Annotated in this window: 21 protein-coding genes; 16 read left to right on the plus strand and 5 right to left on the minus strand. The window is 43.9% G+C overall.

Translation table 11 applies throughout. From position 1 onward, the window contains the following. Window positions 1-381 precede the first annotated feature (381 nt). From helD to AC1VYS_RS13970, 4 genes are all read left to right on the plus strand, one after another. Entirely contained in the window at window positions 382-2,802 is a 2,421-nt protein-coding gene (gene helD / locus AC1VYS_RS13955) for an RNA polymerase recycling motor HelD (protein ID WP_482914762.1), read from the plus strand. Window positions 2,803-3,140: 338 nt separating this feature from the next. After that, on the plus strand, window positions 3,141-3,890 hold the full coding sequence (locus tag AC1VYS_RS13960) for a gamma-glutamyl-gamma-aminobutyrate hydrolase family protein (RefSeq protein ID WP_482914763.1): 750 nt from the start codon (window positions 3,141-3,143) through the stop codon (window positions 3,888-3,890). Between the two features lie 296 nt (window positions 3,891-4,186). Next, window positions 4,187-4,537 (plus strand): DoxX family protein, encoded by a 351-nt coding sequence (locus AC1VYS_RS13965; protein ID WP_482914993.1) that lies wholly within the window; start codon window positions 4,187-4,189, stop codon window positions 4,535-4,537. Window positions 4,538-4,648: 111 nt separating this feature from the next. Next, the gene (locus AC1VYS_RS13970; RefSeq protein ID WP_482914764.1) at window positions 4,649-5,074 is read left to right on the plus strand and encodes a MarR family winged helix-turn-helix transcriptional regulator; all 426 of its coding nucleotides are present in this window, start codon (window positions 4,649-4,651) and stop codon (window positions 5,072-5,074) included. A 197-nt stretch (window positions 5,075-5,271) separates the two neighbouring features. Here the strand turns inward: AC1VYS_RS13970 and AC1VYS_RS13975 are convergent, their stop codons facing one another. Together AC1VYS_RS13975 and AC1VYS_RS13980 are read right to left on the minus strand one after the other, a co-directional pair. Continuing rightward, window positions 5,272-7,596 carry an MMPL family transporter gene (locus tag AC1VYS_RS13975; RefSeq protein ID WP_482914765.1) on the minus strand — a complete coding sequence of 775 codons (2,325 nt, stop codon included), beginning with the start codon at window positions 7,594-7,596 and terminating at the stop codon, window positions 5,272-5,274. A gap of 81 nt (window positions 7,597-7,677) precedes the next feature. Then, window positions 7,678-8,295, minus strand: coding sequence for a TetR/AcrR family transcriptional regulator (locus AC1VYS_RS13980; protein WP_482914766.1), 618 nt, complete (start codon window positions 8,293-8,295; stop codon window positions 7,678-7,680). Between the two features lie 1,121 nt (window positions 8,296-9,416). Here AC1VYS_RS13980 and AC1VYS_RS13985 point away from each other — a divergent pair. Next, window positions 9,417-10,661, plus strand: coding sequence for a saccharopine dehydrogenase family protein (locus AC1VYS_RS13985; RefSeq protein WP_342555967.1), 1,245 nt, complete (start codon window positions 9,417-9,419; stop codon window positions 10,659-10,661). Window position 10,662: 1 nt separating this feature from the next. Beyond that, the gene (gene nspC, locus AC1VYS_RS13990) at window positions 10,663-11,790 is read left to right on the plus strand and encodes a carboxynorspermidine decarboxylase (protein WP_482914994.1); all 1,128 of its coding nucleotides are present in this window, start codon (window positions 10,663-10,665) and stop codon (window positions 11,788-11,790) included. A gap of 131 nt (window positions 11,791-11,921) precedes the next feature. Here the strand turns inward: nspC and AC1VYS_RS13995 are convergent, their stop codons facing one another. Continuing rightward, window positions 11,922-12,704, minus strand: a complete 783-nt coding sequence (locus AC1VYS_RS13995; protein WP_482914767.1) for an SDR family NAD(P)-dependent oxidoreductase — start codon at window positions 12,702-12,704, stop codon at window positions 11,922-11,924. Window positions 12,705-12,820: 116 nt separating this feature from the next. Between AC1VYS_RS13995 and AC1VYS_RS14000 the strand changes: the two genes are divergently transcribed. Together AC1VYS_RS14000 and AC1VYS_RS14005 are read left to right on the plus strand one after the other, a co-directional pair. Then, window positions 12,821-13,177 carry a MerR family transcriptional regulator gene (locus tag AC1VYS_RS14000; RefSeq protein WP_482914768.1) on the plus strand — a complete coding sequence of 119 codons (357 nt, stop codon included), beginning with the start codon at window positions 12,821-12,823 and terminating at the stop codon, window positions 13,175-13,177. A 143-nt stretch (window positions 13,178-13,320) separates the two neighbouring features. Continuing rightward, entirely contained in the window at window positions 13,321-14,193 is an 873-nt protein-coding gene (locus tag AC1VYS_RS14005) for a YitT family protein (protein WP_090915864.1), read from the plus strand. An 86-nt stretch (window positions 14,194-14,279) separates the two neighbouring features. Here the strand turns inward: AC1VYS_RS14005 and AC1VYS_RS14010 are convergent, their stop codons facing one another. Beyond that, window positions 14,280-14,951, minus strand: coding sequence for a cyclase family protein (locus tag AC1VYS_RS14010; protein WP_482914769.1), 672 nt, complete (start codon window positions 14,949-14,951; stop codon window positions 14,280-14,282). Window positions 14,952-15,126: 175 nt separating this feature from the next. On the opposite strand from AC1VYS_RS14010, the gene AC1VYS_RS14015 reads away from it, so the two are divergent. The 3 genes from AC1VYS_RS14015 to AC1VYS_RS14025 all read left to right on the plus strand — a co-directional run bounded on the left by AC1VYS_RS14015 (window position 15,127) and on the right by AC1VYS_RS14025 (window position 18,169). Continuing rightward, entirely contained in the window at window positions 15,127-15,324 is a 198-nt protein-coding gene (locus tag AC1VYS_RS14015; protein ID WP_145330658.1) for a hypothetical protein, read from the plus strand. 220 nt (window positions 15,325-15,544) lie between these two features. Continuing rightward, window positions 15,545-16,678, plus strand: coding sequence for a serine hydrolase domain-containing protein (locus AC1VYS_RS14020; protein WP_482914770.1), 1,134 nt, complete (start codon window positions 15,545-15,547; stop codon window positions 16,676-16,678). A gap of 348 nt (window positions 16,679-17,026) precedes the next feature. Further along, window positions 17,027-18,169 (plus strand): DUF4309 domain-containing protein, encoded by a 1,143-nt coding sequence (locus AC1VYS_RS14025; RefSeq protein ID WP_482914771.1) that lies wholly within the window; start codon window positions 17,027-17,029, stop codon window positions 18,167-18,169. A 109-nt stretch (window positions 18,170-18,278) separates the two neighbouring features. Here the strand turns inward: AC1VYS_RS14025 and AC1VYS_RS14030 are convergent, their stop codons facing one another. Continuing rightward, complete coding sequence (locus tag AC1VYS_RS14030) at window positions 18,279-19,313, minus strand: DMT family transporter (protein ID WP_482914772.1); 1,035 nt, start codon at window positions 19,311-19,313, stop codon at window positions 18,279-18,281. A 274-nt stretch (window positions 19,314-19,587) separates the two neighbouring features. Here AC1VYS_RS14030 and AC1VYS_RS14035 point away from each other — a divergent pair, with 274 nt between their 5' ends. The 5 genes from AC1VYS_RS14035 (at window position 19,588) to AC1VYS_RS14055 (ending at window position 24,529) form a co-directional block, all read left to right on the plus strand. Next, a complete protein-coding gene (locus AC1VYS_RS14035) occupies window positions 19,588-20,577 on the plus strand; it encodes a LacI family DNA-binding transcriptional regulator (RefSeq protein ID WP_482914773.1) in 990 nt (329 codons plus the stop codon). After that, window positions 20,570-21,448, plus strand: coding sequence for a ribokinase (gene rbsK, locus AC1VYS_RS14040; RefSeq protein WP_482914774.1), 879 nt, complete (start codon window positions 20,570-20,572; stop codon window positions 21,446-21,448). The genes AC1VYS_RS14035 and rbsK overlap by 8 nt, the downstream gene beginning before the upstream one ends. A 209-nt stretch (window positions 21,449-21,657) precedes the next feature. After that, on the plus strand, window positions 21,658-22,059 hold the full coding sequence (rbsD, locus tag AC1VYS_RS14045; RefSeq protein ID WP_482914775.1) for a D-ribose pyranase: 402 nt from the start codon (window positions 21,658-21,660) through the stop codon (window positions 22,057-22,059). A 15-nt stretch (window positions 22,060-22,074) separates the two neighbouring features. Continuing rightward, window positions 22,075-23,556 carry a sugar ABC transporter ATP-binding protein gene (locus AC1VYS_RS14050; protein WP_482914776.1) on the plus strand — a complete coding sequence of 494 codons (1,482 nt, stop codon included), beginning with the start codon at window positions 22,075-22,077 and terminating at the stop codon, window positions 23,554-23,556. 1 nt (window position 23,557) lies between these two features. Beyond that, on the plus strand, window positions 23,558-24,529 hold the full coding sequence (locus AC1VYS_RS14055) for an ABC transporter permease subunit (protein WP_090915883.1): 972 nt from the start codon (window positions 23,558-23,560) through the stop codon (window positions 24,527-24,529). Window positions 24,530-24,533 lie beyond the last annotated feature (4 nt).

A 24,533-nucleotide genomic window follows, 5' to 3' on the forward strand; every position in this document is an offset into this window, starting at 1 on the left:
AAAGGAGGGGCTATTTGTTTTACGATAACAATTTTGAAGAACGTAAACACCTGGAGTAGGAGTCAGTCCTTTACGTATAGAAACGTAGCGCATTAAATGAAATAAAGCCCCTTGGAATATTGACCAAAGGGCTTTAACGAGAGTGGAGCTATCGTTTAAAATATTGAAACTTTTAATACAAAAATATGCAAAGGTCTAATGACCGTAATAAAAAGATTGAACGTAAAAATACGCTGTGATATAATCATGAGCGCAGTTGAATTTTTTGGGATATGCAATTGATGTATCATTATTTCTCCTAAAATAATAATACATCGAATTCCTCGAATTGTCAACACGCTTTTTTCTCCAAAAAATGGGCCTAGGAGTGTGGTTAACGATATGACAGAAACGAATGAATGGCAATTGGAACAAGAAAGATTGGCTTACGTGCGAAATGAACTGCAGGCAAGACTTGATGAACTGGAACCCCAAGTTGAAGGTCTGGCGGATCAGGCTACGGAAATTCGCAAACGTTTCTGGGAAGAAGTCACGATTAATACGGGTTCATACACGGATTTTGAAGAAGCCTTTTATACCATTAATCAGCAAGCGAGGGTGCTGGCTGAGCGAGAACGTGGGCATAAGTTATTACTGCAGCAATGGAAAAATGTAAACCGCTTAATGCCTCTACCTTACTTTGGACGTATTGATTTTAAGGAAAAAGGTCTTGGTTCTACGGAGTCAATTTACATCGGTGTGTCTTCTTTTACAGACAAGGAAGGCCTGGAATTTCTAATCTATGATTGGCGTACGCCGATTGCGAGTCTCTATTATGACTATGGCTCTGGTACGGCAGATTATGAGACACCTATGGGGATAATCGAGGGGACCGTTGAACTGAAACGTCAGTTTCAAATTCAGGATGGTCAGTTGGTGGGCATGTTTGACGCGAGTGAAACCATTGGGGATGCCATGCTCCAGGAAGTGCTCTCCAAAGGTGCGAATTCTCATATGAAAAGCATTGTAGCAACGATTCAAAAGGAACAGAATGCCATTATCCGTGATGATCGTAGCCGAATGCTGATTGTTCAGGGCGCCGCAGGTAGCGGCAAGACATCCGCTGCGCTCCAGCGAGTGGCCTATCTATTATATAAACATCGCCAGACGATCAAGGCCGGTCAGATGGTTCTTTTTTCGCCAAATCCGATGTTTGCAAGTTACATCTCGAGTGTATTGCCTGAGCTAGGTGAAGAGAACATTCAACAGACGACGTTTCAGGAGTATTTGAATTATTGGCTGGGATCTAGTTTGACTCCAGAAGATCCGCTCGACCAAATGGAGTATGTGCTTACTGCTGGTGCGGAACCAGATTACACTGCTCGTATGGAAGGCATTCGTTATAAAGCATCTGCGGAATTTATGAAAGCTTTGAAGAACTATGGGGAATGGCTGGGTCGGGAAGGGTTAAACTTTATCGGTGTCCGGTTCCGTGAACGGGAGTTCATTACTTCAGCTCAGATGAAGGCACAATTTTCAACTTATGACGTCCATCTTCCGTTGCCAAGCCGCATATTGTTATTGCAGGAATGGTTACTGAAACAGCTGTCTGTTCTAGAGCAACAGGAACGACAAGCGGACTGGGTGGAGGAAGAGTTAAATTACCTCGACACGGACGACTATGCCGATGCATACGGCAAGCTGCATAAGGAAAAGGCTGTGTTCGAAGTGGCGGAGCAGTATGCAGCACGGGAGAATGCTGGCAAACACCCTGACCTGGATGAAGGCTCATTTGATTTTCTGGAGCGAGAAGAAGAGTTGCTGCGGCGAAAAATAGTGAAACAAACGTTCAACCCTCTAAGGCAGCGTGTCCGAAAGTTCAAGTTCGTCAATGTACAATCAGCCTATGAACAGCTATTTGTAGATTTCGCAGCCTATCAAGAACGTACGAATGGAGCGACAGTTCCACCTCACTGGGATGAAATCCGTACCCAAACCAAAGATATGTTGCGTCAGAACAAGCTGTTCCATGAAGATGCAACTCCGTATTTATATGTAAAAGAAATGATCGAAGGCGTTCGAATCAACACGGATATCCGTTATGTGTTCGTCGATGAGGGTCAGGATTATTCGGCGTTTCAATATGAATATCTCAAAAAGCTGTTTCCTCGTGCCCGTATGACGATCCTCGGTGATTTTGGTCAAGCGATCTATATGCAGGCGACAGAGCTTGCCGCTACCGATTCGCCATTAATTTCGTTATATGGAGACAAAGAAACGACGCTTATTAGGCTAGTACAGAGCTATCGCTCGACTCGTGAAATTGTTGAATTTACTAGGGCGATGTTACCTGGCGGTGATGAGATTGTGGCTTTTGACCGAAGGGAACAGAAACCGGCTTTAATCCGGGCAGAGGCAGGCGAGAATCAGCGTGATGAGTACATCCGATCTGACGTTGAGTCGCTTCACTCCGAGGGTTTTCGTTCGATTGCCATCATAACCAAAACGGCAGCCGAGGGTTACCTTGCATATGAACGTTTGCGAGAGGTCGGTTTAGAAGGACTGAGGATTATTACGAAAGACACGGAGCAGTTTGAAAAAGGCGTGATGGTCATTCCCGTGTACCTTGCCAAAGGTGTGGAATTCGATGCAGTGCTTGTGTACGATGCCTCCGCAGTTCGATATGGGGAAGAATATGACCGCAAACTTCTTTACACGGCTTGTACTCGAGCTATGCATCGGTTGCATCTATATACGTCGAAGGACTGGTCGCCTTTTTTGCAGGCATTGCCTGAAGAATTGTATGATGTAAAAAATGTATGAGTGTCCTTTCCCATAGTATAAATGTCTGCCTCAACTGCGAATTTATTTAAAACGGCTGACATGCAGCTGTCCAGATGCAACAGTTGATTCCACGAGTTTCGCATTTAATAACGTCATAAGAGAGTCGCTGCGATAGCGGCTTTTTTGACGTTGTTCTCTAATTTTCCTAATGCTAACAACGGATGTAACAGGTAGGGAAATGCAAGGTTTTGTGCATGTTGTTCAACCAAAACTCTGATAAAATAAATCAAACATATGAATATAAATCTAAAACAGCATACATGACATAAACAACCAATGAAGCGTTGAATCCAATATAAAACAGGAGGTAGCTTGACATGAACAAACCGATGATTGGGGTACTGCCTTTATATGATACGGACAAAAAAAGTTACTGGATGCTTCCTCACTATATGAAGGCCATTGAAGATTCAGGGGGTATACCGGTCATGCTGCCATTAACGGCAGACGTGGACATGATCACAACTTTGGCAAACACCTTTGACGGATTCCTGTTTACCGGCGGACATGATGTTAATCCGGAACTTTATGATGAGCGGATGCAGAGCGTCTGTGGCGAGTTGTGTATGGAGCGGGATCGGATGGAGGTTATTCTGTTTAAAAAAGTGATTGCACTAGGTAAACCAGCTTTTGGCATCTGCCGCGGATTACAGCTGTTTAACGTGATTTTAGGCGGAACGTTATATCAGGATATCCCGACAGATATGGATGCAAAACCTAAGATTATTCATCAACAAAAACCCCCGTATACGAATCTCGTACATTCCGTACATATTGAAAAAGATAATCTGCTTCATGATATCTTGCAGACGGATCAGATTCAGGTTAACAGCTATCACCATCAGGGCATCAAAACGTTGTCCGATCAATTAGTGGCTGTTGCCATTGCGGAGGATGGATTAGTTGAATCTGTCGTCATGCCGGGCGATTCGTTTGTACTCGCAGTTCAGTGGCATCCGGAGTATAGTTATGCCGTTGATGGGTACAGTCAGCAGTTATTTGCAGCTTTCGTCAGAGCATGCACTTCAGCACGATTTAAGAGTCCTGTGCAGGACATTACGGCTTGATTCTAGTTCGGTTGATATGAAAGGTTGAACACCAAAATCACTTTCGAGTACAGGTTAGAGCATACACTTGAAAGTGATTCTTATTTTTTATTCGAGATAGCGTATGAATGGTTACATTTTAATAAAGTTATAATCCAGGGTTGACATTAGATTAAATTTAAAACAAAATACATGCTATAGCATATAGAATGCGAATGGGATTGATGGTACTATTTCATAAGCAGAGTCACGGATCAGATACATGGTATAGCATGTAATTGATTTGCGATCTATATGTAATAACGAATGAAAGAAGGATAGCTATGTTCATTTTTATTGCGGTTTTACAGGTTCTGTTAGGCCTCTTTTTTCTGGTTACAGGAAGCAAAATTATTTCGGGGAAGATGGCCGATGAATTCAAACGTTTTGGATTGCCCTCATTTTTTAATGTTTTGACCGGATCGTTTGAGATCGTTGGAGCTATGGGTATGCTTGCTGGCATATGGGTACCTGGTGTTGCATTTTGGGCAGGTTTGCTACTGGGGGGGACAATGCTTGCTGGAGCCTTTACTTTGATTGTTTTAGCTAAAGATCCCATACAAAAAGCCATTCCTGCCATTGTTCTGTTCGTTCTTAGCTTGATTGTGTCAACGTATTATTTCTTCTAAGCGCTGAATAACAATGATTGAATCCGTCTCATTCCTTGATGAGTGTCGTTTGTAACATTCGTTCAGATCACCTATAATTGGGTGTAAGAAAATGATGAATGAGGTACAACAATGGACTTATACAGAGTGACTGGTTTTTTAATTCACCGGACAGATCTTAAGCTGACGAATTATTTTATCAAACAATTGAAACCTTACGAGGTCACGCCTGAACAATGGAGTATTATTTCTTATATGGATCTCGATAAAGCTACGACTCAAAAAGAGTTGGCAGAAGCTATCGATCGGGATCAAACGACTGTCGTTCGAATGATCCATTCACTAGAGCGTAAAGGAATGGTTCGACGTATCGTTAATGATCAAGATAAACGTTCACACCATTTATATTTGTCTCCCAAAGGAGAAGAAGTGAAACAAAAGTTGTTGTTAACGGTCCAAGACGCTCATAACTATGTTACACGAGGGATAGAACCCGAGGAACTCGAACAATTAAAAACAATATTAGAGAAGCTGTATATGAATGTTCGAGAGGATTAGGTGAATTTAAGATAGAGAGTTGAAGTACATTTAATATATGCTATAGCATGTATATTGGAGTGCGGGTTGTTGGGGTTAGATAGTTTTGTGTTAGATAGTAGAGTGAATGTGAAGACCTCCTCATGAACTGAGGAGGTCTTTTACTTTAGGATTTGTTATTGAAGGTACTTTATTGAAGATTCATTGTTGAAGGTCCGTTATGACTTGGAACCCGACTGTGACTTAGCTTCGTTTTGGGCATTGAGGGTAGCGATCAGCTTTTCGCCTTCCACATCGAGATTAGGCAGGATGCGATCCAGCCATTTCGGAAGAGACCAAGCTTTATCGCCAAACATCGCCATAATGGCAGGAACCAGAGCCATGCGAATGATAAAAGCATCAACTAAAATACCTATCGCGAGTGTGAAGCCAATCTGTTTAATCATGACATCATCCGTAAAGATAAAACCAGCGAATACGGAAACCATGATAACCGCTGCGGCAACAACGACACGACTAACCTGATTATAACCATGTACAACGGATTCCGTTCCACGGTGACCATGGACATAGGATTCGCGCATCGAGCTAACCAAGAATACCTGATAATCCATGGCAAGACCGTAGAGAATCCCGGTTACGATGATAGGCATGAAGCTAAGCAACGGGCCGCCTGTATCGAAACCAAAGAGGGAGTGCAACCAGCCCCATTGGAACACTGCGGTTGTCATACCGAATGTGGCTAGAATGCTAAGCAGGAAACCAATCGTTGCTTTGATCGGAACGATGATCGAACGGAACACAAGCAGCAATATAATCAATGAAAGTAGAATGATGATACCTACATAGATCGGGAAAACCTGAGCCAGCTTGGCGGACATATCAATATTTACGGCGGTAAGTCCGGTTACGCCAAGTTTGACGTCATAGGTCTTAGCCATATTAGAGTCTGTTGACCGCAGATCGTTAACCAACGTCTTGGTCAATTGATCGTTAGGACCTGTTTTGGGAATGAGACTGAAAATAGCCAAATCCTCCGTCATCCCTAAAGGTGAGACTTGAGCCACGTTATTCTGACCCTGCAACTCCATAGCGAGTCCACCCAGAAGCTCGGGTGTCATTTTGGCAGAGGCATTACGTGGTTCAGCCACCAGGATTAGCGGCCCGTTATATCCTTCTCCGAAACCTTTCGAAATGGCATCATAGCTCTGTCTTGCATCCGTATCCAGATTCGCTGAGGAAGCTCCCGGGATGCCCATTTCCATTTTTGTAATCGGAGTTGCGGCAAAACCAAGAACAAGAATAATCGCAATAACAGTTGCCCAGCGATGTTTAATGACAAATTTGACCCATCTGTTGGCCACGCCATGACTTGACGCCTCTGATGAGCTGGTAGCTTTCGCACGGGCTTTCTTCGAGCAGATTCGTTCACCAACCAGACCAAGCAAGGCTGGTAGCAGGGTTAATGCAACGAATACGTTGATCAGTACCGTGGCAGCTGCAACGAGTGCCATCGTGGACAAGAAAGTGAGTCCGATGACAAGCATACCGCAGAGGGCAATAATGACGGTTAATCCGGCAAAAAATACAGCACTGCCTGATGTACCAATTGCCCGCGCTGTAGCTTCTTGTGCACTCAGGCGCCCGTCAATAATCATCCGGCGCTGACGGTTGACGATGAAAAGTGCATAGTCGATGCCGACAGCCAAACCTACCATTAGAGCCAGAACGGATGTCACACTTGGCATATCAACAAATTTGGAGATCGAGAATGCTCCCCCGACCCCAATAGCGACACCAAGAAGGGCCGTGATCAGTGGCAGGCCTGCTGCAACAACGGAACCAAGGGTAATGAGCAGTACGATGACCGCGATAACCAGCCCTACGATTTCAGCAGAACCAACCCCAATGGACACCGATTTAAGCGTTTCACCAGGCAATACTTTAATCTGTGTTCCTTGTTCAACCTTCATGACGGATTGAATGACAGAATCAAACACATCTTGCGTAATTGCGGACTGTTCAATCGTGAATTGGAATTGAAATAGCGCCGTGCTTCCATCCGAAGAGATCAATACCCCTGGTACAGGAACGTTGTTCACCATTAATGGTCCATATGGAGGCGGAGAGGCCGTCGCCGATGGAGCATTATTCATCGCTTGAGCTGCGTCCGCAGATGTCCCTGAGCTATTTCCTTGCGAAGCTGCTGCATAGTCGGCTGGATTAATCACTTTATCCAGCCCGTATACTTCGCTGACACCTTTCATAATGGCAGCTGTACGTTCAGGTGTATCCAGGCGCTCATTGTCCGGCGCTTTGAACACAACGCTTCCTTGACCGCCGGAGGCGGCAGGCAGTTCTTTTGCAAGCTGATCCAAAACTTTCTGTGATTCTGTTCCTTCAATTTTCATTTCTGAACTGATGTGCACGCCATTAATGCTGATCATGGAGATGACGATCCCCAGAATGATCACCCAGCCAATGATGAAATATCCGGGCTTGCGAAAAGCAGTTTTTCCTATTTTATATAATAAGGTAGACATTTCTCTTTTTTACACTCCTTCTATTATAAGTATGACAATTCTGATGGTGGATTATGATTAAAAAACGATAAAAGAAGGGGCTTAAAATCCTTTTCGCAAATGATCAAACACCGTTTCCATAAACTGTTCAAACGGGACTGCATCTGAAACTGAGTCAGCAGGGATTTGCTTACCAGGCAACAGTACATTAAGTCTTCCTTCAATCAAGGGTAACACGGTGCCATAAATGGCGCTGATCAGCAAGTACGTGTAGATCTCGTCGTATTGTCCATTCGACAAGTCGAGCAGGGTCTCCTGAGCCTGAGTCTGTAGCCGATGCATCGCAGCCAAATAGTGAGGTTCAAGCACCGGATAGGTTCGGGACAAGATGACAAGTTGATGCAGTCTGCCAATTAATTCGGACGTGAGTTGCATTTTAACCAATTCATACATAATCTCCAGCAGTGAGGCATGGTCTGGAATTTGAGTGATCAGATGTTCAAGCTCAGCCGTATTTGGCACAGATAGAGCTCCAAGCGCAACGGCTTCTTCCTTGCATGTAAAGTAGTTGGCAAATGTCCTGCGCGAGCATCCGACCTGTTGCACGATATCTTCTACCGTAAATCCATCGAGTCCATGCTCCAGCGTCAGGTTAAAAGCAACTCCGGCAAGGGCTTTTTCTGTGGCTTCTTTTTTCAAATGTCGCAACGTTCGTTTCATGATGTTATACCGCCTATGCGTTCACCTCCTTAAGATGGATTAAAGGAAAATATCCATAGTATCTCATTTGTGAAAATAAGCATAACAACATTTTGCTCAATGTGCAAATTTACTCATTGAGCAAAATGTTGATGTGAATGAATATCCAATAATAGTTTATTAATATGCACCTTATTTCAATTTAAAATTTGTACTTTATAGACACAGTTCAAGCTTTGTTACTTTTTGGATTACATCCTTGTAAATTGTTTGAGTTATTCGTAAACCACCATCAGAGAACTATATAGACAAATGGAGAAACGTTTTTTCGAAAAAGTATGGCTTCATTAGGAGAATATATCGATTAAATCAATGCCGAAGGATAGAGGTTGAAGTTAAAATATAACAGTCATTACTTAATCTATAATTACGTGAGGAGTGGGTTTGAATAAAAGAGGGGGCATATTTATGCAGAAAAGTTTGATCTCAAGGGAAGAACGCTGAAGTTGACTTTAAAGGTTTTGAAGAACAGTTCATTCCTGATCTAATAAAAATAAAAAAAAAATTTTAAAATATCCCTTGATTTTTCGGGAAACGTCTGATAGTGTAATACCTGTGATTTTGGAAAGTTGATTTATCAATATGAATTAGAGCTTTCCAGCAGATAATTTTTGACCACTTCTACCGAGGAGTTAAGGCCATACGGACAGCCGGGTCAAATGCCGATTGGCAACTTCTGTTGCCTTATTGATTGAGTTCAAAGCTCAAATTTTATAAGTTGGTTACTTTACAACCAGTGCATCTGCACATCAACTTGTGAAACGGTCAATAAGAGTGGTAAAGGCGAATTATTTGCTATATAGACTCTGATCCAATATTGATATACATGAAGAAGCTTTCCGCTGAAGGGGTTCTTATGGACTTTTTTGGTCAAGGAGTCTTCACGTCTTTTTTATGATGTATATCGACAAGCAAGTGTGATGGTGTGCGCAAAAGTGCGACATTTTTCACCTTGCTTTTTTTATTGTATCAGGAGCGGGTGGACGTTGCATAATGAAACAATACAACTGCGAACGTCTTGGAATTTTACGAAAAAAACAAAAACAAAAAAATCCTAATTATGGGGATAGGAGAATGAGAAAATGGGAAAAGCACTAATCATCGGCGCCGGCGGCGTGGCTTCTGTAGCAGTACACAAATGCGTTCAAAACAGCGAGGTTTTTGAAGAAATCTGTATCGCTAGTCGTACGAAATCCAAATGTGATGAACTGAAAGCAAAATTGGATGGCGGTAAAACAAAAATTACAACAGCTCAGGTGGACGCGGACAACGTAGAAGAGCTGATTGCATTGATCAACGAGTTCCAACCGGATATCGTAATGAACTTGGCACTGCCATACCAGGATCTGACGATCATGGACGCTTGCCTGGCTACGAAAACTAACTACATGGATACAGCAAACTATGAGCCGGAAGATACGGCAAAATTCGAATATAGCTGGCAATGGGATTACAAAGAGCGCTTCGAAAAAGCAGGCATCACTGCACTGCTGGGTAGCGGTTTTGACCCGGGCGTAACTGGCGTATTCTCCGCATACGCATTGAAACACTATTTTGACGAAATCGAATATATCGATATCCTCGACTGCAATGGCGGCGACCATGGTTACCCATTTGCTACGAACTTCAATCCTGAGATCAACATTCGTGAAGTTTCTGCGAACGGCAGATACTGGGAGAATGGTGAATGGATCGAAACTAAACCGATGGAAATCAAACGTGTGTACGACTTCAAAGAAGTTGGCGAAAAAGATATGTACCTGTTGTACCATGAAGAGCTGGAGTCTCTGGCGAAAAACATCCCTGGCTTGAAACGTATCCGTTTCTTCATGACATTTGGTCAAAGCTATCTGACTCACCTGAAAGCTCTGGAAAACGTAGGCATGACTTCCATCGAGCCGATCGAGTTCGAAGGAAAACAAATCATTCCTTTGCAATTCCTGAAAGCTGTTCTGCCTGATCCGGCGTCCCTCGGACCTCGTACAGTAGGTAAAACGAACATCGGTTGTATCTTCAAAGGTAAAAAAGACGGTCAAGACAAAACATATTATGTGTACAACATCTGTGACCACCAAGAGTGCTATAAAGAAGTTGGTTCCCAAGCGATCTCTTACACAACTGGTGTTCCGGCAATGATCGGTGCAGCTATGGTGATGACAGGAAAATGGAACAAACCAGGCGTTTACAACGTGGAAGAGTTTAACCCGGATCCATTCATGGAAGAACTGAACAAATGGGGACTTCCTTGGGTAGAAGACTTCAATCCGGTTCTCGTGGATGAGCTGCCAGAAGAGTCCAAAGCCAAAGAATCGGAGCTTGTTCGCTAACATGCGGTTCGAGCAATTACCTACACCCTGTTTTGTTGTTGACGAAGGTCTGATTGAGAAAAACTTGAAAATCCTGAACGGTGTAATGCAACGTACAGGGGCGAAGATCGTACTTGCGCAGAAGGCGTTCTCCATGACGGCGATGTATCCGCTTATTGGAGAATACCTGAGCGGTGCGACTGCGAGCGGTTTGTATGAAGCGCGTCTCGGTCACGAAGAGATGGGCAAAGAGAATCATGTCTTTGCTCCGGCTTTTCGTGAGGAAGAGATGGATGAGATTGTTTCGATCTGTGATCACATCATTTTTAATTCCTTTTCACAACTAGCAAAATTCAAGGATAAAGCACTGCAAGCGGGCTGTAAGGTTGGTTTGCGTGTAAACCCGGAATGCTCCACTCAGGAAGGACACGAGATCTATGATCCTTGTGCTCCAGGTTCACGCTTCGGCGCGAAGCAGGAGGATTTCCGTGCAGAGTTGCTTGAAGGGGTATCTGGACTGCACTTCCACACGCTGTGCCAGCAAAACTCGGACGACTTGGAAACAACGCTGAATGCATTTGTTGAGAAGTTCGGACAATGGTTGCCGCAGATGGAATGGATTAATTTCGGCGGAGGACACCATATTACCCGTGAAGATTACGACATTCCAAGACTCGAAGCTTGCATTAAACGGATGCAAAATGATTATGGTTTGGAAGTGTATCTAGAGCCGGGAGAAGCGGTTGCCCTTAATGCAGGTTATCTGGTGACTTCCGTTCTGGATTTCCACAAGAATGGCATGGATATTGCCATTTTGGATACTTCAGCAACTTGTCATATGCCAGATGTTCTGGAGATGCCTTATCGTCCGCCATTGATTGGATCGGGTGAAGCGGGCGAGAAAGCTCACCTGTATCGTCTAGGTGGTCAAACATGTCTGTCTGGTGACGTGATTGGCGACTATTCATTCGATGAGCCTTTGAAAGAAGGCGACCGTCTCGTATTTGAAGACATGGCGATCTATTCCATGGTTAAAACCAATACGTTCAATGGTATGCCGCTACCTGCCATTGCGGTTAAACGCAAAGATGGCGATTGCGAAGTGGTACGTGAATTCGGATATCAAGATTTCAAAATGCGTTTGGCATAATACTTTATTATATATCCAAGTAATATAGAGATATTACAATAGAGAGCAATAATAGTGCAGTACAAGTAAAAAGGCTGTCCAAGGTCACAGGCTTCGTGTGACCAGAGGACAGCCTTTTTTGCTACTTTCTATTAATCGTTTGAATCAACAGGTTTGCTTGCAGCTCTTGTAGCGTAGGGGAAGATGGGGTCTTTCAGCTCGAATTCATACGTGAGACCATTCACACTACCTACAACATGTTTGCTGTCATAGAGATCGAGTAAAAATCCGGCCATTTGCTCGGCTGTATGGAACTTAGGCACACGGCCTTCATACTGGAATTGATCCAGATCAAAGGCACGTTCAGCAAACTCAGTTTCTGTGGCCGCAGGTGCCAGCACTTTGGCTTGCATTGGAGCGCCTTTGCTTTGGAGTTCTTGTGCTAGCCCTTCGGTAAAGGCACTGACATAAAACTTCGTGGCGCAATAGGTCACCGCATCCGGAACGATGGTGTAGCCGCCTCCTGAAGAGATGTTGATGATCTGCGTGCCCGGAGTATTGGCATAATCCCGAACATACAGAGTGGAGAGAATCGTCAGTGCTTCAATATTCAGATGAAGCATTTGCTCAATTTTAGGCAAATTTTGCTCACCGACCGAAGCAAAGTTGCCAAAGCCTGCGTTGTTGATCCATGTTTCGATGGAGAAACCTTTCAAGCTTTCATAGAAAGCATGTACATCTGCGGCAATGGACAGATCCACTGTACGAACAACAACATCGAGTTTCGAGTTGAGTTCGGCAATTTTATTTTTCAACATATCCAAAGCTTCGGTTCTGCGGGCTGCTAAAATGAGATGTTTGCCTCTGGCTGCAAAAGCCAAAGCGGCTTCATAGCCGATACCTGAGCTGGCACCTGTAATAACGGTATATTTCATGTGAATTCCTCCTGGGATCAGTGCTAAGCATTATTATTGTGGGATGACCACGAATTGATTATACTGATTAGAGTTTACTCTAAGTCAAGCACTCAGGTGGAGGAGGTGAAACAACAGTGCATACCATCGGAGAAGTGGCCGAGATGCTCGGCATCAGCGCATACACACTACGTTATTATGAGAAGGAACAGATCATAATACCTTTACGGGATTCCAGTGGAGACAGGCGATACAATGAGTCTCATCTCCAATGGCTCCAGTTTGTCATCAAGCTAAAAGAAACACAAATGCCAATCGCGAAGATTAAGCAGTATGCTTCTTTATTTCAGGAAGGAGAGCATACCGCTACAGAACGTTTGAAGCTGCTGGAGAACCATAAAAAAGCCGTTGAACAGCAGATGAATACCCTCCATGCAGCGAACGAAATGCTTGAACTTAAAATTACAGCATATCGATCCTTTATCGGGAAATAATGTAACAGAGTAAGAATGCAATCGGAAGACTATAACTCCTTTTAGATTGTCCTTCTATTGCCAAATGTGTGATTTTTGTTATAGACTATTTTTTATGTTTGTTAAAATTTATCGTGTTTATCGTTTATCAAGGGGGAAATGGAATGCATCAACACAAACCACACAAGTCAAACCAGCTCAAAATCCTTTCCAAAGCGCTACTCATCATTATCGGGGGATTCATCACGGCCTATGGTCTGGAGGCCATATTGATTCCAAACCAGGTATCTGATGGTGGCGTAACCGGTCTCAGTATCGTCGGCTCGAATTTGTTCGGATTGCCACTCGGATTACTAATTGGATTGCTGAACATTCCGTTTGTCTGGCTGGGTTACAAGCAAATTGGTAAAAGCTTTGCACTTTACTCCGTCATTGGTATTGCGTCACTGGCGATTAGTGCCAGTCTGATGCATCATGTGCCCACGATTATTAAAGGGGACACGTTGCTGGTAACGGTTGTGGGTGGTATCATTATCGGTTTTGGTATGGGTCTTGCACTACGTAACGGCGGAGCGCTTGATGGGATTGATATGCTTGCCGTATTGTTATCTCGTAAGCTTCCGTTCGGAACGAGTGACCTGATTCTATTCCTGAACATGTTTGTATTTATCGTTGTCTCGACCGTATTTGGTCTGCAAGGCGCGATTTTGTCTGGACTGGCATACTTTATTGCTTCTAAAGTGATACATATTGTCGAAGAAGGTTTGAGCGGTTCGAAGACATTTAAGATTATTACGACACAACCGGAAGTCATGGTGGAAACGATTCGTGATCGACTCGGACGCGGAGCAACGTACACCGAGGCATATGGTGGGTACTCCAACGAGCAGTTCAAGGAAATCACTTGTGTCATCAACCGGATGGAAGAGAGTAAAATCAAAGAAATTATTAACGAGATTGACCCTACAGCCTTTGTTGTTGTCTACGATGTAGCCGAAGTGAAGGGCGGCAATTTCAAGAAGAAAGACATTCACTAAGAACAAGCGTTGATAAGAGTAGCCCTCTTGTCAGCGCTTTTTCTTATCTTTTTTTCACAAAACCATAATCATTCCGCTAGCCAGCGTTAATCTTCCGTAAAAACAGTAGCAAAGCTGCTGTCGACGCCTTCGATATACAGAGGGATCGCGTAAACCTTGGAGACGTGGGAAAGATCCTGATTCAGATTCAGATCTTCAATGACGAGAATATACTTGCCATCGACCCGACCTTTGCCTAGAATAATCTGGTGAAAAGCAACGGCTTCGTCTGGATGATTTGCTGCTCCAGCGGATATCATATCGATACCCACAGCACGCAAGGAATCAAAAATCATCAGGTACTGTGCTGCCGAGGCGGATAAACCCGGGTTATGATTGGCGTATCTGTCAGGATCAGATGATCGAATTTTGCCAAATCCCGTGCGAATAAGCAACAGGTCAGCTCCAGCGATCTGATGCTCATAAGGCTGCAGATCAGCTTTAGTGATCAACTCATCATCACTTTTGGGAATATCAAGCACTACGGGGTGTGTAAAAATAAAATCATCTATCGGAATCTCACTGATCTTTTTGCCTTGAGGGTTAAAGTGCCATGGCGCATCAATATGTGTTCCATTATGATTAAGGCTTGACACAATAAACTGGTTGTAGGCATCACCTTGAGCGATACTGGATTGCTGTTGTATCACGACGGGAGGATTACCATTGTATACTGGGGTGTTCACACCTAGCGGATAAGATAAGAGAAGTCGCGTCATATTGGGAATGATCTCCTTTCCTTTGTGTTAACTTGGATTACTTGAATAAGCAGAGCTTCTGTATGGAAAGCTTTTGTATATAAGTTGAACTTGATTGGTGTGCAAGCCCTTTTTAGTTCAACTTATATAGTGTGAAGAAGACATGCATGACATTTTCAATAAGGAGGTTAGTGTAATGACCAAGCAAGACCCGCAGGAACTATTGAAACAGAAGCACGAACAGGACGAGCACAAAAGACAATTCACCAATTTCTCCCGCAATGTGTCCGGTCATGGTGAGATGGAGGCAGGGCAGGAATTTAGTCAGGATCACGTAACGGATGACCAGAATCGTATGAAATCGGTTGAAAATAGACGATCTTATCCAAATTAGGGTACAAATATGATGGTAAGGTAATCAGCTGATCCAGTTATGGATCAGCTTTTTGCATTTGAAAAGCCATACCTCGCCTCACGAAATTAACAATTAATCAAACTAGTCAACAGGTTCAAAAGGTCGTATAGTAGTATATGTCGTAGGGAAGAGAAGTATATTTCGCTAAGTGCTCTTCGTGGCACAAACAACACAATTTTACATATAAGGATGGGGAAATATGGACTTTAAACCGGTTGCTTCATTAATTGATCGTTTAACCTCATGGAGAGTTCCATGGGCAGAAGTGCTTATTATGCATCAAAACGAAACCGTTTTCCAGTATCGCAATGGATTTGAGAATCTGGAGGAGAAGACTCCAATTCGGGATAACGCCATCTTTAATTTGTACTCCATGACCAAGATTATGACCTGTGTTGCTGCACTGCAACTGGTTGAGAAAGGGGATATCCTTTTACTTGACCCGCTTTCTCAGTACTTACCTGAATTTGAGGAAATGCAGGTGAAAAAGGCACTTCCGAATGGCGAGGTGTACTATGAGAAAGCGGCAAGACCAATAACGGTACGTGATCTATTTACGATGACTGCTGGTTTTTCATATGATATCCATTCGCCAAGTATCAAGGAAGCCGTAGAACGCACGAATGGAACACTGCCAACGCGAGAGTTTGCAAGAGCTTTGGCCAAAGAACCACTCATGTTTGAGCCGGGCACACACTGGAATTACAGCATGTGTCATGATGTACTTGGTGCACTGGTCGAAGTCGTAAGTGGCAAACGATTCGGCACGTATTTGCAAGATGAGATCATTAAACCACTTGGTATGCATGATACCACCTTTGACCTGAATGAAGCTCAGCAATCTCGCTTGATTCCGCAATATCTTTTTGATGAAGAGCAAGATAAAGCGGTACGAATGGACGGTAACGGTTTCCGTGTAGGTACAGAACTGGATAGTGGCGGTGCCGGATTGTTATCTACCGTGAACGATTACGCCAAGTTCCTCAATGCACTGACCGGGTTTGGCATAAGCCCTGAAGGAGTGCGAATTTTGTCCCGAGCTTCCGTGGAGCTCATGAGAGCCGATCATCTGAATGATATGACACGACCAGACTTTTCATGGGATCATATGTATGGTTACGGTTATGGTCTCGGCGTTCGTACACATATCTCCCCAGCAGGCAGTGGATCATTGAGTCCGGTTGGTGAATTTGGATGGGCCGGTGCAGCAGGCTGTATGGCCATTATCGACCCGGATTCCGGGCTGACGGTGATGTATGCGCAGCATCTCTTGAATAGTCAGGAGCATTATGTTCAGCGTCGTTTGCGTAACGCCGTGTACTCATGCCTTTAAAACAGTTCTAAAGATGTAAGCTAGCTTCAGTTTATGTACTATTCATTCATTTCAAACCCTGCTGAGGACGAACAGCAGGGTTTTTGTTTATTTTAAATTGGTATAGGAGGCCGGCTACGTATTCCTGTTCTACATATATTTTCGTAAGAGAAAGTATGTTATTATAGTTTAGGCATTTGGAACTAGAGGGAGATGTTTCCTCCAGATCAAATAACACGGAAAGGAGAGAGCGAGAGAATAATTAACCCAGATCAAGTTAGAAATATCGAATGAGGAGTCTACACGTAAAAGAAATACTCAGGTTTGTAGAAATTAATTAAATATTAAATACATAAAGGAGCTTACATCATGACTTATACGAAACATCATACGAAATGGGCAATTCTGATGCTCTTAACTTTAATTGCTCCTATGCTTAGTGCCTTGTTTCTCGTTCCAGGAGACGCTAGCGCTAAAGGAAAGCAAATTGCTGCTGAACAGCTGAAGCAACAGAGTAGACTTTCGTTTACACTACGAGATGCACAGCAGACTGCATATACGGTTTATATTTTTGCCGATGACGAAGAAGCTAGCACATTAATCGGGCCAGATAGCCAGACAAAGAATAAAGCTGGAGATGTAAGTTATTCCGGTACATACCGTGCAGCACTTCTCAAGTCGGGAGCCTCATTCGGAACGGTGCAGAATGTTAAATTGGGATTAAATAAGATTATATTACCTCAAACTTGGAATTTTGTGGTGAATAGCAAGGAGAATGGTGTTCCTGATCTTTTGATGATTACAGAGTGGGGTGCATCCAATGTAAATATGATTAAAACGTTTGTAATTCAATCGGGCGAGTTGAAACGTGTAAATTATTTTCAGCACAATGGCAAATCCATAGGGAACTCTTTTATTGCGATGAAAGATGGGGGTATTCGGGCACTGTCAGGTGGTCGTGTACAGTTCAGGTATTATAATAATGCGCAGGGTATTTACGAATTTTATACCTTTAAAATTAATGCAAAGCAATTACAGATGCGTATCGATGATAATCGAAATCAAAAGGTTGCAGATTGGCCTAATTCTGGAGTCGGGAATCGTGCTTACCTGACAAGCCTCAAGGATGCTGCCTCCAAAGGACAGCTACCTGGACGGAAAGATATTACAACAGGCCTGACGTTGCAAACGGTGCAAAAGAAACTGGGTAAACCTAAATCCAAATCAAATGGAGAATGGGGTGCTTTATACAATTATGCTAACTTTGGTATCGGATTTGATGCCTACCTGCATGAATTGAAAAGCAAATCTCGCGTTTCCGTCATTGAGCTTTATAATGAGAAGCAGTATCTTTCCCCTGATGATATAAAGTTGTGGCTTGGAAAACCGTCTTCGGAATATTACAATGAAGCCGTTGGCGGATACGAGATGATATATAAATGGGGTAAACACGGTATTATGTTCAATTATGAAGAAAAAGAAGACTTGATTGATTACACTGTAATTTACTAATCTAGTTCTGTTTACAAGGTAAAAGTACATGGTGAAAGATAACAAAGTATCTCATTTTCTAATTTCAGCAGACATAATCGTGTTGTTACAGTTTGCAAAAAGCCGCTAATTAGCGGCTTTTTGTCATTCGAAGTGAGCTTACCCGGTTGACTAAATAAATGCCAACGGATACTAATATTAACGCAACAAGGTTTTTCAGTTCCCATATTGTTTCTCCGAGAAAAAGTGCAGATAACAGTGCGCCAAAGATAGGGATCAGGAAGTTGTAGACCGATACTTTGCCAACTTTGTTGTACTTCAGAAGCAGATTCCACAGGCAGAAGGCCACGGATGACAGCAAAGCCAGATAAACCAGATTCAGTGTGGACTCCCATGTAAAATGAGTAACTTGACCTCCGAGCGACAGGCCGAGCAAAGTCAGTACGATTCCGCCAACCAGCAGGCTGACACCTGTGATCATCATAACATCAATTGCTGCAGTTAAACGCTTCGCATATATGGCTGTGATCGAGAAAACGAGGGCAGCCATAATAATAAACCCTTCTCCTGTGAAAGAGAATGAAAAGGTAAGCAAGTCTGCATGAAAGTTGACGATAATGACACCAATGAACCCGAGCACACAGCCCATGATTTTGTTACGGCTCAACTTGTCGTTTTTATAAATAAAATGGGCTAGTACCACGCTGAAAAACGTCGTTGTTGCATTCATAATGGAACCTTTGACACCGGTGGTGTTCGCTACGCCTACGTAAAAGAACATATATTGCAGTCCTGTCTGCAATACGCCGAGCATGCTCAAACTCGCCCATTCACGCCCCGTAAGCTTCAACCTGCGTCTAAAACCAACGCGGTACAGAACTAGCAGCAATATACCTGCCAAACTGAATCGATAACCCGCAAAAACGTATTTTGAAGCGATATCTTCGGGCAAAATATGAAAAGCAACATACCCAAGTTTGATGGAAGGGTAAGCACTTCCCCATAATAAGCAACATAAGCCTGCAACGAGCATGACGATGAACGGATCGCTAAATCTGCTGCGAGGTTCCTGTACATCTGGAATAACACTTTCTTTTGCTGCAATATCTCTTTTCCCATGTTCTGTTACGGTTGAACTTGTAAGTTTTGTTTCTCTTTCGATCACGCTTAATCTTCTCCTCGTTTGTTGTGCACATCTGTATGTATAAATAAACAATCATGCCTTATAGACCATATCATAAAAACCGGGTTTCGTGTTGGGAGAAAAAATGGAGAAAGAGTAATTCAGCTATTATGCATAGTAAAAGCAGCTTCAATGGGATAGTTTTTTATTCAATAAAAGTACTTAGGGTAATATTTCCATAGAGAGACCCCTTGCCAAATGAAAAATAATGTGATAATTTATGTCTGTAACCGGTTACACATAAGGAGAACATTTCATGACCACAATTAAAGACGTAGCAAATCTGGCCGGTGTATCCGTAGCCACGGTATCCAGAGTGATTAATGACAGGGGCTATGTGCACGCAGATACTCGCAAGAAAGTTGAAGAAGCTGTCAAGGCACTTCACTTTTCACCGAATGAAGTGGCACGTTCACTATACACACGCAAGTCGAAACTGATTGGTTTACTGCTTCCGGACATTGCGAATCCTTATTTCCCTCAGCTTGCGCGGGGTGTTGAGGATCGGATGCAGGAGCAGGATTACCGATTAATATTTGGAAATAGTGATGAGGATGAACGGAAGGAGCAGGATTACATCCAGACGTTTATCCAGAATAACGTAGTGGGTGTGATCTCATCCACCAATTACCCTCACTCTTCGATATATGAAAAGCTGAAGATTCCCGTCGTTTTTCTGGACAGAACTTCGCTGGATCGGCCTTCGGTCTATGCCGATGGCAGAGAAGGCGGAAGGCTGGCTGCCAAGGAGATCATCAAACGGGGCAGTAAAAGAATTACTGTTATGCAAGGACCATCCCATATTAGGCCGGCTCAAGATCGGTTTGAAGGAGCAATTGAAGTCATCCGGGAAGCGGGGCTGGATCATGAGGTCATTCAAACCACCTCGTTTTCATTTAATGAAGCAGGGGTATGGGCTGAGGAACTGTTTGGAAAATTTCCAGACACGGACGGTGTTATTGCCAGTAATGACATCGCTGCAATGGCTGTATTGCATGAAGCCTATCGCATCGGGAAGAATGTTCCGCAGGACGTGCAGGTTATCGGGTTTGACGATATTCCGATGAGTGGATTGTTGTCACCGGCATTGTCTACGATTCGTCAGCCAGCATATGAGATGGGCAGAGAAGCAGCAGGATTACTTATTCAGTTAGTAGAGCAAAATAACATGGAGAATAAAAACATACAGTTGCCCGTGTCCTTTATTGAACGGGGAACAACGAGAAAGGTGAGAGACGATGGCTAACATTTGTGTGATTGGAAGCAGTTCAATGGACTTGGTTGTCACATCATCTAGAAGACCGGGCGCGGGAGAAACCGTGCTTGGTGAAAGCTTTAAGACAGTACCCGGCGGGAAAGGCGCCAATCAAGCTGTTGCGGCGGCTCGCTTGGGAGCCGAAGTTGTCATGATCGGCCGTGTTGGAGATGATACATTCGGTAAAGACATTTTAGAGAACTTTAAAGCAAATCGTGTAAATACAAGCAATGTGAAACCGGTTACACATTCAGAGAGTGGTACGGCTCATATCATCTTGGCAGAGGGAGATAATAGCATTGTGGTGGTCGAAGCGGCCAATCGCGAAGTGACACCTGCTTATGTGGATGAAGCTGCTGAAGCGATTCGTAACGCGGATATCGTTCTGATCCAGCAAGAGATTCCAGAAGAAACAGTGATTCATGTCAGCCAATTATGTGCCAAATACAAGACACCTTTATTACTCAATCCGGCTCCTGCCCGTGCGGTTCCGCAAGAGGTGATCGACAATGCATCGTATATTACACCCAATGAGCATGAGGCCGAAATTTTGTTCAAAGGCATGAAGCCAGCCGAAGCCTTACGTCAACATCCGAACAAGTTATTTATTACAGAAGGCAGCAAGGGTGTTCGATATTTTGACGGTAAAGAAGAAGTTCTTGTGCCAACCTATAAAGTTGAAGCTTTAGATACAACCGGAGCGGGCGATACGTTTAATGCAGCATTTGCAGTTGCTCTGGCTGAGGGTAAATCGATTCAGGACAGTGTTCGTTTTGCCAACCGGGCGGCCTCGTTGTCTGTAACCAAGTTTGGTGCACAGGGTGGTATGCCAACCAGGGACGAAGTAGAGGAGAGCCTATAACAAGAAGCTGAGCAAAGACTTCTATATAAGTTCAACTATTCTTATTTACACTTTAACGGAGAGGACAGAAAAAACCTGAAAAAGCGGAGCGGTCGCCTTTATCACCGGATTTTCCCTTATGGAAAAAGAATCGAAAAAATCTGGGGATAACAGCGATTGGAAGGTTGAAATAGATAAGCATCTGCAAATGAAATAAAGGGGAACTTTATATGAAAAGAAACGGCATCTTGAACAGTCACATCTCTAAAATATTGTCTGATCTGGGTCACACGGATCAAATCGCCATTGCGGATGCGGGCTTGCCCGTTCCGGATGGTGTGCTCAAGATTGATCTGGCACTCAAACTCGGAACACCAACTTTCAGTGAGGTACTAGACGTCATTGCGAAAGACATGGTCATTGAAAAAGTGGTCGTCGCTAGTGAAATCCATGAAGGGAACCCGCAGACACTTGCGTACTTGAATGAAAAATTTGATTCGCAGATCATCGATGATAGCCAGAATCATGAACAGTTTAAAGCATTAACCCGGCACGTGAAGGCGGTTATTCGTACAGGTGAGGCAACACCTTATGCCAATTGTATTTTACAATCGGGAGTTCATTTCGGTTAAAAAGGAGGCAGCACCATGAACATTCAGATGCATAATATCCATAAAGCGTTTGGCACGAATCAAGTGTTAAGCGGCGTGGATTTCGAATTAAAAGAAGGCGAGGTTCATGCCCTGATGGGGGAGAACGGGGCCGGCAAATCAACGCTCATGAATATTCTGATTGGCTTGCATCAGCGGGATCAGGGAACGATTGAGATTGATGGCAAAGAGACGTACTTCAGTAGTCCGAAAGAAGCAGAGCAGCTTGGGCTTACGTTTATTCACCAAGAATTGAATGTCTGGCCTGAGATGACGGTACTGGATAACCTGTTTATCGGTAAAGAGATATCGTCCTCCATGGGGTTGCTGAACACAAAACAAATGAAAGCGCTTGCCAGTGAACAATTCGCTAAATTATCGGTGGATATCCCGCTTGAGCGTCCTGCAGGAGAGTGTTCTGTCGGACAACAGCAGATGATTGAGATAGCTAAAGCGCTTATGACCGAGGCCAAAGTCATTATTATGGACGAGCCTACTGCGGCTTTGACTGAACGTGAGATTCAGAAATTGTTTGAGGTCATTCGTTCTGTGCAAAAAAATGGCGTATCCGTTGTTTATATCTCTCACCGAATGGAGGAAATTTTCACGATCTGTGATCGCATTACGATTATGCGTGATGGGCGAACCGTCGATACCAAAGCCATTCCTGAGACAAATTTTGATGAAGTTGTGCGCAAGATGGTAGGTCGTGAACTTACCGAGCGTTATCCGTCCCGTCATCCGAAATATGGTGAAGTTGTGCTTGAGGTGAGGGAAGCGAACCGGAAGGGATTATTCGAAAATGTCAGTTTTGACGTAAAAGCCGGCGAAGTACTCGGTTTCTCCGGTCTGATGGGATCAGGGCGTACAGAGATCATGAGAGCGATCTTTGGTCTGGATCGATTGAATAGCGGAGAGATTAAGATACGTGGCAAAAAAGTAAATATTCGCAAACCGGCGGATGCGGTGAAGCACGGCATCGGTTTTATAACAGAAGACCGGAAGGATGAAGGGCTGGTGCTCGACTTTTCCATCCGTGAAAATATGGCACTGACGAATCTGTTCAGCTTCTCCAGCAAAGGTTTCATCTCGAATGCGAAAGAACAGGAGTTTGTGGACACACTGATCAAACGGTTGCAGATCAAAACCCAATCCTCGGAAACCGCGGCTCGGAACTTATCTGGGGGAAACCAGCAGAAGGTTGTTATTGCCAAATGGGTGGGTATTGGTCCAAGCGTACTTATTCTGGACGAGCCTACACGCGGGGTAGACGTTGGAGCGAAGCGTGAGATCTACCAGCTCATGAACGAACTGACGGATCGCGGAGTAGCGATCATCATGGTTTCATCCGAATTACCCGAAGTGCTCGGAATGAGCGACCGCATTGCCGTTGTGCATGAAGGTCACATCACCGGCGTGCTACCGAAGGAACAAGCGACACAGGAACACATTATGACTCTAGCTACAGGAGGACAGTAACATGACAACGATGCAGGACACTAAAACAGCCAAAAGCGGGTTCCGCTTGTCTAGCGTAACACAAAAACTCGGCCCACTTCTCGGATTAATCATTCTAATTGTGATTGTTTCCGTGCTCAATCCAAGCTTTTTGGAACCACTTAATATTCTGAACTTGTTACGCCAGGTTTCCATTAATGCTTTGATTGCATTTGGCATGACGTTTGTTATTCTCACTGGCGGGATTGACTTGTCGGTTGGTTCTATACTTGCACTATCCAGTGCGTTCGTAGCCAATATGATGTTATCCGGACTTGATCCCATTCTGTCCATCATCATCGGGGTAGCCCTTGGTGGAGTCATGGGTATGGTCAATGGACTGATGATTACCAAGGGTAACATGGCTCCATTTATCGCAACCCTTGCAACGATGACCATTTTTAGAGGTTTGACACTGGTATATACCAATGGTAATCCGATTACAGGTTTGGGCGATAGCTTGTTGTTCCAATTGTTTGGACGCGGATACTTGCTTGGTATTCCAGTACCGGCGATTACGATGCTGATTACGTTTGTGATTCTGTGGACCATTTTGCATAAAACGGCCTTCGGCCGCAAAACGTACGCCATCGGCGGTAATGAAAAAGCTTCCATTATCTCGGGTATCAAAGTATCCCGCGTCAAAATTATGATCTACTCCCTTGCAGGTATGCTTGCTGCGCTAGCCGGAGCAATTCTGACATCGCGTCTGAATTCCGCTCAACCTACAGCAGGTACATCTTATGAGCTGGATGCCATCGCTGCAGTTGTGCTGGGCGGAACAAGCCTTTCTGGCGGACGCGGACGCATTGTAGGTACCTTGATTGGTGTGCTGATTATCGGTGTACTGAATAACGGTCTGAACCTGCTCGGTGTGAACTCCTTCTACCAGATGGTCGTGAAGGGTGTCGTTATTGCTATCGCTGTCCTGCTGGACCGCAAGAAAACCGCTTAAGGGA

The organism is Paenibacillus sp. G34, assembly GCF_056856875.1.